At 65.0% G+C, this 14,329-nt stretch carries 13 protein-coding genes and 1 pseudogene; 4 read left to right on the top strand and 10 right to left on the bottom strand.

Features of this window, described 5'->3' with window-relative positions; genetic code table 11:
* Window positions 1-82: 82 nt before the first annotated feature.
* From P6U29_RS08055 to fliI, 4 genes are all read right to left on the bottom strand, one after another.
* Window positions 83-1,126 (bottom strand): anti-sigma factor domain-containing protein, encoded by a 1,044-nt coding sequence (locus P6U29_RS08055; protein ID WP_407117090.1) that lies wholly within the window; start codon window positions 1,124-1,126, stop codon window positions 83-85.
* A 182-nt stretch (window positions 1,127-1,308) separates the two neighbouring features.
* Window positions 1,309-1,854 carry a sigma-70 family RNA polymerase sigma factor gene (locus P6U29_RS08050; RefSeq protein WP_407117089.1) on the bottom strand — a complete coding sequence of 182 codons (546 nt, stop codon included), beginning with the start codon at window positions 1,852-1,854 and terminating at the stop codon, window positions 1,309-1,311.
* Between the two features lie 318 nt (window positions 1,855-2,172).
* The gene (fliJ, locus tag P6U29_RS08045) at window positions 2,173-2,592 is read right to left on the bottom strand and encodes a flagellar export protein FliJ (RefSeq protein WP_011084990.1); all 420 of its coding nucleotides are present in this window, start codon (window positions 2,590-2,592) and stop codon (window positions 2,173-2,175) included.
* A gap of 121 nt (window positions 2,593-2,713) precedes the next feature.
* Entirely contained in the window at window positions 2,714-4,039 is a 1,326-nt protein-coding gene (fliI, locus tag P6U29_RS08040; protein ID WP_407117088.1) for a flagellar protein export ATPase FliI, read from the bottom strand.
* Window positions 4,040-4,479: 440 nt separating this feature from the next.
* On the opposite strand from fliI, the gene ctrA reads away from it, so the two are divergent.
* The 4 genes from ctrA (at window position 4,480) to P6U29_RS08020 (ending at window position 7,300) form a co-directional block, all read left to right on the top strand.
* The gene (ctrA, locus tag P6U29_RS08035) at window positions 4,480-5,181 is read left to right on the top strand and encodes a response regulator transcription factor CtrA (RefSeq protein ID WP_016848562.1); all 702 of its coding nucleotides are present in this window, start codon (window positions 4,480-4,482) and stop codon (window positions 5,179-5,181) included.
* 165 nt (window positions 5,182-5,346) lie between these two features.
* Complete coding sequence (locus P6U29_RS08030; protein ID WP_407119273.1) at window positions 5,347-5,751, top strand: DUF350 domain-containing protein; 405 nt, start codon at window positions 5,347-5,349, stop codon at window positions 5,749-5,751.
* Window position 5,752: 1 nt separating this feature from the next.
* Window positions 5,753-6,136 carry a hypothetical protein gene (locus P6U29_RS08025; RefSeq protein WP_407117087.1) on the top strand — a complete coding sequence of 128 codons (384 nt, stop codon included), beginning with the start codon at window positions 5,753-5,755 and terminating at the stop codon, window positions 6,134-6,136.
* 3 nt (window positions 6,137-6,139) lie between these two features.
* Complete coding sequence (locus P6U29_RS08020) at window positions 6,140-7,300, top strand: glutathionylspermidine synthase family protein (RefSeq protein ID WP_407117086.1); 1,161 nt, start codon at window positions 6,140-6,142, stop codon at window positions 7,298-7,300.
* Window positions 7,301-7,454: 154 nt separating this feature from the next.
* Here P6U29_RS08020 and P6U29_RS08015 read toward each other — a convergent pair.
* The 6 genes and pseudogenes from P6U29_RS08015 to chpT all read right to left on the bottom strand — a co-directional run bounded on the left by P6U29_RS08015 (window position 7,455) and on the right by chpT (window position 14,186).
* Window positions 7,455-8,323 (bottom strand): annotated as a pseudogene (locus P6U29_RS08015) (CheR family methyltransferase).
* Window positions 8,320-9,516 (bottom strand): chemotaxis response regulator protein-glutamate methylesterase, encoded by a 1,197-nt coding sequence (locus tag P6U29_RS08010; protein ID WP_407117085.1) that lies wholly within the window; start codon window positions 9,514-9,516, stop codon window positions 8,320-8,322. Before P6U29_RS08010 ends, P6U29_RS08015 begins: the two are co-directional and overlap by 4 nt.
* Before the next feature lie 75 nt (window positions 9,517-9,591).
* Complete coding sequence (locus P6U29_RS08005) at window positions 9,592-9,957, bottom strand: PleD family two-component system response regulator (protein ID WP_007600538.1); 366 nt, start codon at window positions 9,955-9,957, stop codon at window positions 9,592-9,594.
* A 70-nt stretch (window positions 9,958-10,027) separates the two neighbouring features.
* The gene (locus P6U29_RS08000; RefSeq protein ID WP_407117084.1) at window positions 10,028-10,498 is read right to left on the bottom strand and encodes a chemotaxis protein CheW; all 471 of its coding nucleotides are present in this window, start codon (window positions 10,496-10,498) and stop codon (window positions 10,028-10,030) included.
* 24 nt (window positions 10,499-10,522) lie between these two features.
* Complete coding sequence (locus P6U29_RS07995) at window positions 10,523-13,342, bottom strand: chemotaxis protein CheW (protein ID WP_407117083.1); 2,820 nt, start codon at window positions 13,340-13,342, stop codon at window positions 10,523-10,525.
* 196 nt (window positions 13,343-13,538) lie between these two features.
* Window positions 13,539-14,186, bottom strand: coding sequence for a histidine phosphotransferase ChpT (chpT, locus tag P6U29_RS07990; protein WP_407117082.1), 648 nt, complete (start codon window positions 14,184-14,186; stop codon window positions 13,539-13,541).
* Window positions 14,187-14,329: the final 143 nt, after the last annotated feature.

Below are 14,329 nucleotides of genomic sequence, written 5' to 3'. Positions count from 1 at the left end.
TGGAGCGCAGCGCAATCCGGGGTTGTCGCCGAGTGGGGACAGTGGTCCCGGATTACACTTGCGCTCCATCCAGGCTACGCACCTATTTTTTCGCGGGCGCTGGCGGCACGGTCTCGATCAGCTTGCCGGAAAACACCGGGGCCGAGGTCGGCTGGCCGCTCGGCGAACCGCCGGCCTGCTCGACGGTGACGGCGTAGGTCGCGCCGTTGACGACCTCGGCATCATAGGAGGCGAGCAGCGGACGCGCGGTGAAATCGCTGGCGCCGATGACGCCGAGCGAGCGCGGGCGCGGCAGCTTGTCCGAGATCAGCCAGAGCTCGAAGCTCTTGCCGGGCTCGGGCGTCGCGCCGACCTTCCGCACCGTAAAATTCCGCGTCGCGCCGTCGATGGTGAGGATGAAGGCGGGGCCGCCGCCCTGGCCCTGCAGCAGCGCAACATATTGCGCGGAGGCGGCGAGCGGTGCGGCCGGGGTCTTCACCTCGACCGTCTGGATGCGCGGCGCGGGACGCAAGGCGCCCGGCAGCGCGTCGGGCAGCAAAATCTGCAGCGACAGCGTCACGAGCAGCGCGGCCGCAAGCGCGGCGGCGGCCGACGCAACGGAGCGCCAGCGCTTCACCCGCCCCTCGAGGCGAATCACATTGCTGTCGTCGACGACCGGCGCCTGCGGCGCACGAACGACGTTGATGTCGGGAGCATGGACTTGCGGGATGAATTGCGGCGTGATGTCAGGGAGAGCGTCCGGCTCGGGACGCGACGTCTCAGGTGGCCCGGCCTCGGGATGCTGCACCTCCGCCGACTGCGAGCTCTCGGTCGGCGCCTCCGCGGTCTGCAGCGACGATGACTCCGGCACAGGCGGTGGTGGCGACGCCTCGGCAAGCACGGGCGGCTCCTGCGCAAGGGCCGTGCGCGCGATCTCGGACCTGATGTTCTCCCACACGATCGGACGCGGCTCGACCGAGCCGACCATCTGGTTGAGCACGCCGAGCCGATAGGACCAGCCCTGCACGATCTCGGCGAACGCCTCGTCCACCGCCATCATGGTCTCGACCTGCGCGCGCTCATCGGCGTCGAGCGTCCCGAGCGCGTATTCCGCGGCGAGCGCGATATGGTCCTCCGTGTAGGCCATCACATTCCTTCACCTCTCCCGAAGGGAGAGGTCGGAGCGCATCGCAAGATGCGGTCCGGGTGAGGGGTTACGGCCTCTCGGGAGATCTGCGGCCCCGCACCCGGCGCTACGCGCCGACCTCTCCCCAACGGGGAGAGGTCGACTGCCGTTGCCGCACTGGTTGTTGCCACTCTCATCATCCCCTAAAGCCCGAGGCACTCCCGGATATCCAACATGCTGCGCCGGAGCCACGTCTTCACCGTGTTGACGGGCGCCGAAAATTTCTCCGCCAATTGCTCGCGGCTCCAGCCGTTGTAATAGGCGAGAAGCACGAGCCTCTGACGCTCCGGCTCGAGCCGGCCGATACATTCCAGGAGCCGCTTCAGCTCCTCGGTCATCTCGCGGCGCGCCAGCGGATCGGCACTCTCGGCCGCAACCTCCATCGCCTGAGGCTCTTCCTCGATGGAGGCTTCCGATTTCTTGCGCACAATGTCGATCGCACGGTTACGCGCGATCGAGGCCATCCACGTGATCGGCGACGACAGCGCCGCATTGAACTGGCCGGCGCTGTTCCAGATCTTGACGTAGGTCTCCTGAATGACCTCCTCTGCGAGATCCTGCCGACGCAAGATACGGAGCACGACGCCATAGAGTTTCGCGCGCGTGGCGGCGTAGAGGCGCTCGAACGCGGCCTGATTGCCCTTCGCCACCGCCTCGATCAGCCCGACCAGCTCTGCTGGCGTCAGCATTCAGCCCCCTGAAACGCGGCTCCGTTGCTTCCCTTCACCTCTCCCCAACGGGGAGAGGTCGATTTGCGCAGCAAATCGGGTGAGGGGGCGCAGGGCTAACGGGAGACCGTCACCCCTCACCCGGCGCTCCGCGCCCACCTCTCCCAGGGGAGAGTGGGCACCGCCGTCGCTGACACAGCATTCGTTCCCGTCACCATAGCGCGCGGCCAAGCCGACCACCAAGGGGCGCGGCGCCACACTGTGGACAGCAGATACGAAAACCCGGACCTTGCGGGTCCGGGTTTTGGCAAATTCCTGGATCGTTTGGTTGCTGGGGCGTCAGGCGACGGCGCCGATGCGGGCGCGCATCAGGCCGATGCTGTCGAGGTCGGCCTGCTCACGGGCGTTTTCCTCGGCGCGTTCGCGGGCCTGGTCACGCTCGTCGAGGAGCTCGACCTTCTTCAGCTCCTCGAAGGCCTCGGCCAGCGCGGCCTTGGCTTCGTCGAGCTGGCCCTTGAGCTCGTCGGCCGAACGGGTCAGGTTCTCGCGGCGCTGGATCGCGGCCTTGGCATAAGTCGGATAGGCGAAATGCGAGGGATCGTTGATCCCGGCACGCTCCTGCTCGGTCTGGATCTCGCGCTCGAGATCGACCGACATCCGCTGGAAATCGGCGATCATGGTCTCTATCTGGGTGACCCGGCGGCGCTTCTCGTCGACCTGAAACTTCTTCAGGCGGATGAGCGTATCTCGTGACTTCATCGACTCGTACTCCCCAGAAGTCCCCCCGCTGCACGTGGGACGGCACCGGTCACCCCATAGGCCCGATCGGGGCCAAGACCGGCTCTGCTACTCTGTGGGATCGGATGATGACCTGACAAAGTTAGCGTTCCGTTTCCAAATTGCCCAGGATTTGCGCCAATTGGCGGTAGCCGTCCGCGAGTGATGCATTTTCGTCCTTGCGCTGGCGCAGGAAGGCCTCGAGCGGCTCGTGCAGGCGGATCGCCTCGTCGACCTCGGGGCTGGAGCCGGCCCGGTAGGCGCCGAGACGGATCAATTCCTCCATGTCGGCATAGGTCGCCATCACCTGGCGCGCCCGCTGGATGACGGGCCAGAACTGCGGATCGGCCGATTTCGGCATCGTGCGCGAGACGGATTTGAGGATGTTGATCGCGGGGTAGCGGCCACGCTCGGCGATCGAGCGCTGCATCACGATGTGACCGTCGAGGATGCCGCGGACGGCATCGGCGATCGGTTCATTATGGTCGTCGCCGTCGACCAGCACCGTGAAGATCGCGGTGATGGCGCCCTCCCCCAAACCCGGCCCGGCACGCTCCAAGAGCTTCGGCAGCTCCGTGAAAACGGTCGGCGTGTAGCCCTTGGCGGTGGGCGGCTCGCCGGCGGACAGGCCGATCTCGCGCTGGGCCATGGCAAAGCGCGTCACCGAGTCCATCAGGCAGAGCACGTCCTTGTCCTCGTCGCGAAAATACTCGGCGACCGCGAGCGTGAGATACGCCGCCTGGCGGCGCATCAGCGCGGGCTCGTCGGAGGTCGCGACCACCACGACCGAACGCGCCAGGCCCTCCTCGCCGAGGTCGTCCTGCAGGAATTCCTGCACCTCGCGGCCGCGTTCGCCGATCAGCCCGATGACGCTGACGGCGGCATCGACGTTGCGCGCCAGCATCGACAGCAGCACCGATTTGCCGACGCCGGAGCCTGCGAAGATGCCCATGCGCTGGCCCCGGCAGCAGGTGAGGAAGGTGTTCATCGCGCGCACGCCGAGATCGAGCGGCGCGCCGACGCGCTTGCGCGAATGCGCGGGCGGCGGCGTATTGCGGAACGGCATCGGCGAAGAGCCCTGCGGCAGCGGGCCCTTGCCGTCGATCGGCTCGCCCAGCGCGTTGACGACGCGGCCGAGCCAGGCTGCAGACGGCCGCACCTGATTGGCGGCATTGGCAATGACCGCCTTGCAGCCGCGGCGCACGCCGTCGAGGCCGGCGAACGGCATCACGACGGCATTGTTGCCGGAGAAGCCGATCACCTCACAGGGAATGGTGCGGTTGGCGCCGGTCTCGATCACGAGCCGCGCCCCGACCGACATCGCGTGAATCGGACCGGCCACCTCGACCATCAGGCCGCGCACGCCGACCACGCGGCCATAAATGTTGATGCCGTCGATGTCGCCGATCTGTTCGGCAAGAGCCTTCATCGGTGAGCCTTCATAAAGCGGCGCGCCTAGGTCATCCCCAGGGTCGCCCTTTGCGATCCCCGGGACTTCACGGTGAAACTCTTAAGTTTCGCCATATTTCTGAACGGCGCTTAACTTCGTGTTTACCCGCATCATTAATCATTGCGTCACTGTCTTTGTGACTGAGCGTGACTCCCCTTCAGAAGAAGGCTGAGTCGCGGGAGTCGGTTAGGCCCGTCTCTTAAAGTGGAGCTTGAACGGAATCGGGTAACGAAAGCTGCTTCGCGCGCAAGACCTTAGGGCGATTCGACAAAAATTGCACCGGGGGGACTTGCGTTCCAGAATCAGAGTTTGTTAACCATCTGTTGTCAGGATCCGAATCAGTTGTTCAAAGGCGTTTTGTTGAGTGCCGCGAATGCGGCCGACCTGACGCCCAGGAGCGGCGACTATGGGGAACTGGCATGCGCGTTTTGCTGATTGAAGATGACAGCGCCGTCGCGCAGTCGATCGAGCTGATGCTGAAGTCGGAGAGCTTCAACGTCTACACGACCGATTTGGGGGAAGAAGGCGTCGATCTCGGTAAACTATACGATTACGACATTATTCTCCTCGACCTCAACCTGCCCGACATGTCCGGCTACGACGTGCTCAAGCAGCTCCGGGTCTCCAAGATCAAGACACCTATCCTGATCCTCTCCGGCCTCGCCGGTATCGAGGACAAGGTCAAGGGTCTCGGCGTCGGCGCCGACGACTACATGACCAAGCCCTTCCACAAGGATGAGCTGGTTGCCCGCATCCACGCGATCGTGCGCCGCTCCAAGGGCCATGCCCAGTCGGTCATCCAGACCGGCGACCTCGTCGTCAACCTCGACACCAAGACGGTGGAAGTCGGCGGCCAGCGCGTGCATCTGACCGGCAAGGAATATCAGATGCTGGAGCTGCTCAGCTTGCGCAAGGGCACGACCCTCACCAAGGAAATGTTCCTCAACCATCTCTATGGCGGCATGGACGAGCCGGAGCTGAAGATCATCGACGTCTTCATCTGCAAGCTCCGCAAGAAGCTCGCCAACGCTTCCGAGGGCCGCAACTTCATCGAGACCGTGTGGGGCCGCGGCTACGTGCTGCGCGAGCCGCACGAGGCCGACGAGCGCATCCCCGCCTGACCCCTGGGTTTACGTCGCGAGCCTAATCAGGCTCGCTCCTCCCAGCCTGGACCCCGCCGCAAATGGCGGGGTTTTCGTTTTTGAGGGGACGCTTCATCCGAAGCTTAACCTTTGAACCACTACCCTTCCCCTGCCGACGAATGGTCGCTGCACGATGGGGGAATGATGATCCTGCAATCACTCGCCGGCCTGCCCGCCTTCCTGGTCTATTTCTGCACCGGACTGATCGCGATCGTGGCCTATCTGTTCGTCTACACTCGCATCACGGCCCATAACGAATTCCAACTCATCCGGGATAACGAGCCGGCCGCGGCAATCGCGCTCGGGCTCAGCCTGCTCGGCTTCGTGGCGCCGCTGGTCAGCGCCATCGCACATTCGGCCAATGTACTGGACTGCCTGATCTGGGCGACGATCGCACTGGTCGTGCAGGTCATCGTGTTCTTCCTCGTCAAGGTCCCGGTCCCCAATCTGTCAGAGCGGATCTCCTCCGGCGAGCTTGCGCCGGCGATCTGGCTCGGCCTGTCCTCGCTCGCGGCGGGGCTGCTCAACGCCGCCAGCATGATCTACTGACATGGCTGACAAGCCCTCCAAAAAGGAGTTCGGCAAGCGCCGGCCGGTGGCCGAGCCGCTGGCGCGTCCGCCGGTGAAGCGCTCCGGCCACGTCGCGCTGCTGGTGATGGGCACGATCGCAGTCGGCACCACCGCCTATACCTTGATGCCGCGGCAGACCTGCGAGCCCACTCCCGGAGCCGTGCCGGGGCAGACGACCACGACCTGTACCAGCAGCAGCAGTTCGTCAGGCGGCAGCAGCTCGCGCTGGTCGTCGCGATCGAGCTTCTTCAGCAGCGATTCCTCGAGCCATTCCTCGTCGGGCACGTCGTCCGATTCCGGCCACAGCAGCGTGAGCCGTGGCGGCTTCGGCTCGTTCGGCCACGGCTTCTCGGGCGGTGGCTGATCCATGCAGCGCATTACCTGTCTCGAGCGCGACGATTGGCGAGAGACCGCAGCGCAATGCGGCTTCGTCTTCCACACCATCGACGGCGAGCGCTATTGGGACGAGCGCGCCTATTACGGCTTCACGCTGGACGAGATCGAGCGCGGCATCGAGACGCCGACCGGCGAGATCGACGCGATGTGCCTGGAGCTTGCCGGTCGCGTCATCGGCGACGAGCACTCCTTGCGGCGCTTGAAGATTCCGGAAGCGTTCTGGGGCCTGATCGCCGAGAGCTGGGAGCGCGACGACCACAGCCTCTATGGCCGGCTCGATTTGAAGTTCGACGGCAAAGGTCCGGCAAAGTTGCTCGAATACAATGCGGACACGCCGACCTCGATCTTCGAGGCCGCGGTGTTTCAATGGACCTGGCTCGAACAGGCGATCGAACGCCGCATGATCCCGTCGCGTGCCGATCAGTTCAACTCGATCCATGAGCGGCTGATCGCGGCGTGGAGGGAGATCGGTGCCGGCCGCCACGTCCATCTCACCGGCATTACTGCCAACGAGGAAGATGCCGGCACGCTCGCTTATCTCGAAGATACCGCACGCCAGGCCGGACTCTCGACCAGGCTGCTCGATATCGAGGAGATCGGCTGGCTCGACGAGCCTGGCGGCTTCGTCGATCTCGACGATGCCGACATCACGCTCGCCTTCAAGCTCTATCCCTGGGAGTGGATGTTCCACGACGCTTTCGGCGCAAAGCTCAAGGACGCACCGACGCGCTGGATCGAGCCGCCATGGAAGGCGGTGCTGTCGAACAAGGGCATTCTGCCACTGCTCTGGGAGATGTTTCCGAACCATCCCAACCTGCTGCCCGCCTTCTTCGAGGACGATCCGCGCGCTGCCGAGCTCGGCAGCTCCTATGTACGCAAACCACTGCTGTCGCGCGAAGGCGCCAATGTCACGCTGGTGTCGGGCGGAATGCCGCTCGACGAGCAGGCGGGTCCCTATGGCGCCGAAGGTTTCGTGCGCCAGGCCTTATCATCCCTGCCGAACTTTTCGGGCTTCTATCCGGTCATCGGAAGCTGGCTGGTGAACCACGAACCCTGCGGCCTGTCGATCCGCGAGGACGAGAGCCCGATCACCGGCAATCGCTCGCGGTTTCTGCCGCATGCAATTTTGTGAGGGCTTCTCCCTCTCCCGTTCTTGCGGGGAGAGAGTTGGGGTGAGGGGCTGCTTCCGCAAAAATGCTGACAGATTGACTCGCGGAGAGCACCCTCACCCGGATTGCATCTTCGATGCAATCCGACCTCTCCGCAAGCGGGGCGACGTAAAGAGATCACCTCGCAGCTGCGATCTTCAACGACGGCGGCATCAGTCCGCCCATCGCCCGGCCGGAGCGCGCGGGGTTGAGCTGATAGAGACCGCGGCGCTCCGTGATGGGGCGGAACGCGTCGGTAATGCCGACGACGGATTCGGCGGCCCCTAACAGCAGCGTGCCGTCGGCTTCCATCGCTTTCGCCAGGCGCTCGAAGATCACGGCCTTGGTATCCTGATCGAAATAGATCAGCACGTTGCGGCAGAAGATCACGTCGAACGTGCCGAGATGCGAGAAATCCTGCAACAGATTGAGCTGGCGGAACTGCACCATGGCACGAATGTCGGCGTTGAGCTGCCAGAGCTCGCCGACTTGCGTGAAGTATTTCACCAGGTGCTGGATCGGCAGGCCGCGCTGCACCTCGAACTGGCTGTAGACACCGGCCTTGGATTTCTCCAGCACCTCCTGCGACAGATCGGTGGCGACGATCTCGATGCGCCAGCCGGCCAGGACTGCGCTCATCTCCTTCACGCACATCGCGATCGAATAGGGCTCCTGCCCCGTCGAGGAGGCGGCCGACCAGATGCGAATCGACTTGCGCGCGGCGCGTGCCTGGATCAGGCCAGGCAAAATCGTCTCGCGCAGATGGTCGAATGGAATCTTGTCGCGGTAGAAGAAGGTCTCATTGGTGGTCATGGCTTCGACCACGTCGGTCGCAAGCCGGCCGTCGCCGTTCCTGATCCTGAGAACGAGATCGGGGATGCCGGGCAGGCTTGCCTTGCGCGCCAGCGGCACCAGCCGGCTCTCGACCAGATACTGCTTGTCGGGCGATCGAGGCCCGAACGCTCTTTCAGGAACTTGCGCAGATAATCGTAGTCCGTCGGGGTCACGAGCGGTCTCCCGCGAACAAGCGGTTGACCTTGGTGCCGATCTGGTTGAGCGGCAGGATCGCCGCGCAGATGCCGGCATTGGCCGCGGCTCCCGGCATGCCCCAGACCACGCTGGAGGCTTCGTCCTGCGCGATCACGCTACCACCGGCGGCAACGATGTCCTTGCCGCCGCGCATCCCGTCCGAGCCCATGCCCGTCAGGATCACCGACAGGATGGCTCCGCGCCAGACGTCGATGGCGGAAGTGAAGAGCGGATCGACCGCAGGCTTGCAGAAATTGACGGCGGGGCCGTCGTCGAGCGCGATCACGACGTCCGCGCCGCTGCGCGCCACACGCATGTGCTTGCCGCCGGGCGCAAGATAGATCCGTCCCGGCTTCACCGGCTCGCCGTCGACCGCCTCGGCTGCCGGCCGGCGGCTCGAACGCGCCAGATGCTCGGCCAGGATCGTGGTGAAGGTCGGTGGCATGTGCTGGGTGATCAGCACCGGGAAGCGGTCGATCACGGGCCCAAGCTCGGTGACGAGCGACATCAGCGCCTGGGGACCACCGGTCGAGGAGCCGATCAGCAGCACCTTCGGCGCCTGGGTTGAGAACGGACGCGTCGACAGCGATCCTGACGAGGGAGCATGCACGGCCGGAGCGGGCGCAGGCGCGGCAGGCCGCGCAACAGGACCGCGCGCGGGCGGAGCCGGGCTCGCGGGCGCCAGCGGTGGGCTCGCAACCGCGGGCTTGCGACGCAACCGCGCACCGAGATGGCGGATCTTCTGGATCAGGTCGTGATGAAAAATGTCCGCAGCCGCCGCCTCGCGCGTCGACTCCGGCTTGGGGATGTAATCGGCCGCGCCCAGCGACAGCGCCTTGAAGCTGACCTCCGCGTTGCGGCGGGTCAGTGTCGAGGCCATGATGATGACGAGATCGCGCTTCTTCGCCAGCAATTTCGGCAGTGCCGAGAGGCCATCGAGCTCAGGCATCTCGATGTCGAGCACGGCGACATCGGGGTTGATGCGTTCCAGCTGGTTGACCGCCTCGAGCCCGGTGCGCAGCGAGGCCGCGACCTCCATGTCGTGCTCGGCGCCGATCCAGCGCGAGATCAGACCGCGAATGACGACGGAGTCGTCGACGATCATCACCCGCAGCGGTCCGGCTTCGCGCGACGTGCTCGTAGTCGAATTACCTGCGAACGCAACACTCATTACTCACCAACTCAGACTGAAACGGTTCAGTTGAAAACAAGCGCCGAAGGATCCGTTCAGCCTCCGGGCGATCGTTCAGATCAGGCCGACTTCCTGGAACTTCGCCGTCACAATGTCCTTATCGAACGGCTTCATGATGTACTCGTTAGCGCCGGCGTGCAGCGCGCGCGCAATATGCGCGACGTCGTTCTCGGTGGTGCAGAACACCACCTTGGGCTGGTCGCCGCCAGGCATGCGGCGGAGATGGCCAAGAAACTCGTAGCCATCCATGACCGGCATGTTCCAATCGAGCAGCACCGCATCGGGCAGACCGCGCTTGCAGGCCTCCAGCGCCTTCTCACCGTCCTCGGCTTCGAGGATCTGGAAGTCGAGGCCCTCCAGGATCCGGCGCGCAACCTTGCGGATGACGCTGGAATCATCAACGACGAGACAAGTTCGCATGTGAACCTCTGCTTCCTCCCCTTTGCGGGGACACTTCCAATTGCGGATCCGCTCTGGCAGCGCCGCCGTATCAGGCCGCCATCATTTCGGGCGCGAGCTCGAGGACGCGATCGACGTCGAGGACGACCATGAGCTGGCCGTCGAGGCGGTGGACACCGCCGGCGAGCTTGGCCATGCGCGGGTCGAGGTTGACGGGGTTCTCCTCCTTGCCATCCTCGGGCAGGCGCAGCACCTCGCCGATCTGGTCGATCAGGAGGCCATAGGATTCGCCGCGCAGGTCGACGCCGACCGCCATCGCCGTCTTGCCGTCCTCAGGTCTCGGCAGGCCGAGACGGGCGCGCATGTCGACCACGGTGACGATGCGGCCGCGCAGGTTCAATACGCCCGCGATCTCGCGCGAGGACAAGGGCACGCGGGTGACGCGCTCGGGCATGAACACGTCCTGGACGCGGGAGATCGGCAGGCCGAACAGCTGGCCGCCGATCATCGCGGTGACGTATTCGACCATGGCGCCTTCGCTGGATTGGGTCTTGCTGCTCATAAGCGTGTCTCCTGATCCCGTTGGTTACGCCGCCGCCCGGCTCAGCTCGGAGGCGCCGGCGGCGCCCGCGGTCTGCTCCTTCAGCGCCGCGATCAGACCGGGACGGTCGAACTTGGCGACATAATCGTGGAAACCGGCCTGCCGGCCGCGCTCGATCGCCGCCGGCGACACCAGCGCCGAGAGGCCGATGATTGGGGTTGCGGCCAGGTTGTTGTCGGCGCGGATCACTTCCGCGAACTCGAACCCGTTCATGTCGGGCATCTCGATGTCGGTCAGGATCACGTCAAAGCTTTGCGCGCGCAGCGCGGCGAGGCCCTCCTGCGCGCCTCCCGCGGTGCGGACGCGGTAGCCGGCCGCTTTCAGCACCGGCGCCAGCATGTTGCGGAAGAAGGCGCTATCGTCGACCAGGAGCACCGACTGCGAGTGCAGCGACGGCTTCATCTCCTTGCGGGTGAACCAGTCGGCAAACGCCATCGGCAGGAAGTGGCCGACGTCGATCACCTCGGTGGCCTGGCCCTTGATCACCGCCGAGCCGAGAATGCCCGACCCGGAGCCGCCGACCTCGATGTTGAGGCGTTCCTCGACGATGTCGATGATCTCGTCGACGACGAGGCCCATGGAGCGGCCGTCGTCGGCGAACACCAGGATCGGCTGGGCGCCTTGGCTGGCAATGCTGACGCCGTCCATGGCGACCAGCGGCATCAGCTGCTCGCGGTACTGCACCATGTAGCGGCCGTTCGAGAACTCGATCTTGTCGGCCGGCAGCTCCTCCAGGCGGGTGACCAGCCCGAGCGGGACCGCCTTGGGCTGCGACGAGCCGGCGCGGAACACGAGCAGCGAGGTGGTCTGCTCGCCCGAGCCGATGTGATGGCCGGCGGCGTCATCGGCCATGTCATGGGCCGAGGAGCCGGCGGCGCCGAGCGCCTTGGCAATGCCGTTGGGATCGATGATCATGATCACCGCGCCATCGCCCAAGATGGTGTTGCCGGAGAACATGTCGATGTGACGCAGCTTGGTCGACATCGGCTTGACCACGATCTCCTCGGTGTGGAACACGCCATCGACGACGATGCCGAAGGTCTGGCTGCCGACCTGCGTCACCACGATGAAGCCGTTCTCGGGATCGCTTGCGGCGCCGTCGTCGATCTTGAGGAGCTTCTTCAGGTGGATCAGCGGCAGCAGCTTGTTGCGCAGGCGCAGCACTGCCGTGTCCTTGATGCGCTCGATGCGGTGCTCGCTGTTGGCACGGGCGCGGACCAGCTCGACCACCGAGAGCTGGGGAATGGCAAAGCGATCGCCGCCGGCCTCGACGATCAGCGCCGAGACGATGGCGAGCGTCAGCGGGATCTTGATGGTGACCGAGCTTCCCTCGCCGGCCACGCTCTTGATGTCGATGGTGCCGCCGATCTGGTCGATGTTGGTGCGCACCACGTCCATGCCGACGCCGCGGCCGGACACCGAGGTGATCGCGGCCGCGGTGGAGAAGCCCGGCGCGAAGATGAACTTGTGGACTTGCGCTTCGCTCATCTTCTCCAGCTCAGCCTCGGTGACGAGACCGGACGAGAGCGCCTTGGCCTTGATCTTCTCGGTGTTGAGGCCTCTTCCGTTGTCGGCGATGCAGATGATGATGTGGCCGCCCTCGTGATAGGCGGAGAGGCGGATGGTGCCCTGCTCGCCCTTGCCGCTCGCCAGGCGCTCGGCGGGGGTCTCGAGGCCATGATCGGCGGAGTTGCGCACCATGTGGGTGAGCGGGTCCTTGATCAGATCGAGCACCTGGCGGTCGAGCTCGGTGTCGGCGCCGTGCATCTCCAGTTCGATCTGCTTGCCGAGTTCGCTCGAGAGGTCGCGGACGATGCGCGGCAGCTTCTGCCAGGCATTGCCGATCGGCTGCATGCGCGTCTTCATGACGCCCTCCTGCAGCTCGGCGGTGACGTTGGAGAGGCGCTGCAAGGGCACCTTGAACTCGGTGTCCTCGTTGCGCCGCGAGATCTCCAGCAGCTGGTTGCGGGTCAAGACCAGCTCGGAGACCATGGTCATCAGATGCTCCAGCGTATCCACGTTGACGCGGATCGACTGGTTGGCGACGCGGTCGCCCTCGCTCGCGGTCTCGTCGGCCATCGACTTCTTCGGCGCGGGCTTGGCGGGTTTTGCGGCTTCCTTCGCGACAGGGGCGTCAGCCGCCGCTGCGGGCGCGGCCTTGACGTCAGCCTTGGCAACGGGCGCCGGGACCGGCGCTTCGCTCGCGGTCTCGCGGAAGGCGCGCTCGAGCTCGTCGAGCGAGACTTCGCCCGGACGCAACGGGCGCTCCAGGGTCTGCGCGACCAGCGAGCCCGTGGTCATCGCCTTGGCCGGTGCGGCTGGGGCTTCCGGCGCCAGCGGCGGCGCGTCGGCAACCGGAGCGGAGCCGCTCGGCAGCGGCTGCGCCGAGCCGGACGCGATCGGCGAAGCCGACGCTGCCATCGCCGCCATGCCCTGCTCGACCATCGCTTCCAGCTTGTCGATGAGGTCGCGGTCGTTGCCCTCCGGCTCGGCCTCGGTCGCCTCGAGGCCCGCCAGAATCTCCTTGATGCGGTCGATCGAGGACAGGATCACCGTCACCGCCTGCCCGGTCACCGGCATGCCGTCACGGAATTTGCCCATCAAGGTCTCGCCGGCATGCGCCAGCGCTTCCAATCGCGGCAGGCCGAGGAAGCCGCAGGTGCCCTTGATGGTGTGGACCAGGCGGAAGATGTTATCCAGGATCTTGGCGTTGTTCGGCTCCTGCTCGAACTTCACCAGCTGATTGTCAACGGTGTCCAGGCTCTCGCTGGTCTCCGTCAAGAACTCCCGCAACAGATCATCCATGAAAACAGGCCTTCATACAGGAAGGGCGCGCACGAGGCGTGATGCGCCATTTCGGAATGGGGCCAGCTTCACCGCAAAGCGTTTAATATTGGTTGAGTATGTGCAAAAGAACGGAACCAACAAAGAGATAAGGCGCTACGGACAAGCTGAAGCGCCTCGTAAAGATTCGATTAAGCAGCCGAGCGCGACGCCTAGTTTACGAAGCGCTAACGATGATGGCTTCGCCTTCGGGTGCGAGCGTCACCGTGAGCCCGCAGGACTGCGCGAGCAGCCGCGTGTAGTAGGGCTGGATTGCATGCGCATCTGCAGCCGGACCGCGCTCGCCGCTCAGGAGCTCGGAAATGTTTTGCGGCAGGCGCGCATTATGCCCGGTCGCAGTGATGCGAAAACTCATCGTCTCGCCGTCGCCGATCGGATCGACCGTCAGCATACCGCCGCGCGGGATCGTATGCTGGGCGACGACCAGCATGTTGAGCAGCAGCTTGACGCGATTTTTCGGCAGCAGGAGTCGCGGCAGATTCCAGGTGATCGAGCACTTGCCGTCCTCGATGTGGCCGCGCGCCATGGTCTGGGCATCGCCGAGATCGATTTGCGCGCCGGAGGAGCCGGCGGCACCGAAGGCAAGGCGGCAGAACTGGAGCCGGGCCGAGGCGGTCTTGGCGCTCTTGCGAATCAGGTCGAGCGCGAACTCGCGGTCCTCGGGCTTGGGATCGTCATCGAGCACTTCGAGCCCGTTGACGATGGCGCCGACGGGACTGATGAGATCGTGGCAGACCCGCGAGCACAGGAGCGCGGCGAGTTCGAGCATATCGGGAGCAGTCGCGGGCGACGAGGCGTCAGACATATATTGGGGTCCTGGAGGGTTCCTGGAATTGCACGGCGCTAGACGCCGCGAATCACGCATGCTTGACGGATGCTGCGGGTTCTAACATTCGCCAGCCGGTGGCAGCTAGCTTGCGATAGGTTCGAAGCGGCCATAAGAGCTGC

The organism is Bradyrhizobium sp. LMG 9283 (genome assembly GCF_045571415.1).
Lineage (GTDB): Bacteria > Pseudomonadota > Alphaproteobacteria > Rhizobiales > Xanthobacteraceae > Bradyrhizobium.
This window is presented reverse-complemented; position numbering and strand designations above follow the sequence as displayed.

What these genes read in the sequence shown, in the direction of transcription:
- P6U29_RS08025 (WP_407117087.1), top strand. Translation starts at nt 5,753, where the DNA reads ATGGCTGACAAGCCCTCCAAAAAGGAGTTCGGCAAGCGCCGGCCGGTG.
- fliI (WP_407117088.1), bottom strand. Translation starts at nt 4,039, where the DNA reads ATGAAGGCTCTTGCCGAACAGATCGGCGACATCGACGGCATCAACATT.
- P6U29_RS08000 (WP_407117084.1), bottom strand. Translation starts at nt 10,498, where the DNA reads ATGAGCAGCAAGACCCAATCCAGCGAAGGCGCCATGGTCGAATACGTC.
- P6U29_RS08050 (WP_407117089.1), bottom strand. Translation starts at nt 1,854, where the DNA reads ATGCTGACGCCAGCAGAGCTGGTCGGGCTGATCGAGGCGGTGGCGAAG.
- P6U29_RS07995 (WP_407117083.1), bottom strand. Translation starts at nt 13,342, where the DNA reads ATGGATGATCTGTTGCGGGAGTTCTTGACGGAGACCAGCGAGAGCCTG.
- P6U29_RS08055 (WP_407117090.1), bottom strand. Translation starts at nt 1,126, where the DNA reads ATGGCCTACACGGAGGACCATATCGCGCTCGCCGCGGAATACGCGCTC.
- fliJ (WP_011084990.1), bottom strand. Translation starts at nt 2,592, where the DNA reads ATGAAGTCACGAGATACGCTCATCCGCCTGAAGAAGTTTCAGGTCGAC.
- P6U29_RS08020 (WP_407117086.1), top strand. Translation starts at nt 6,140, where the DNA reads ATGCAGCGCATTACCTGTCTCGAGCGCGACGATTGGCGAGAGACCGCA.
- chpT (WP_407117082.1), bottom strand. Translation starts at nt 14,186, where the DNA reads ATGTCTGACGCCTCGTCGCCCGCGACTGCTCCCGATATGCTCGAACTC.
- P6U29_RS08030 (WP_407119273.1), top strand. Translation starts at nt 5,347, where the DNA reads ATGATCCTGCAATCACTCGCCGGCCTGCCCGCCTTCCTGGTCTATTTC.
- P6U29_RS08010 (WP_407117085.1), bottom strand. Translation starts at nt 9,516, where the DNA reads ATGAGTGTTGCGTTCGCAGGTAATTCGACTACGAGCACGTCGCGCGAA.
- ctrA (WP_016848562.1), top strand. Translation starts at nt 4,480, where the DNA reads ATGCGCGTTTTGCTGATTGAAGATGACAGCGCCGTCGCGCAGTCGATC.
- P6U29_RS08005 (WP_007600538.1), bottom strand. Translation starts at nt 9,957, where the DNA reads ATGCGAACTTGTCTCGTCGTTGATGATTCCAGCGTCATCCGCAAGGTT.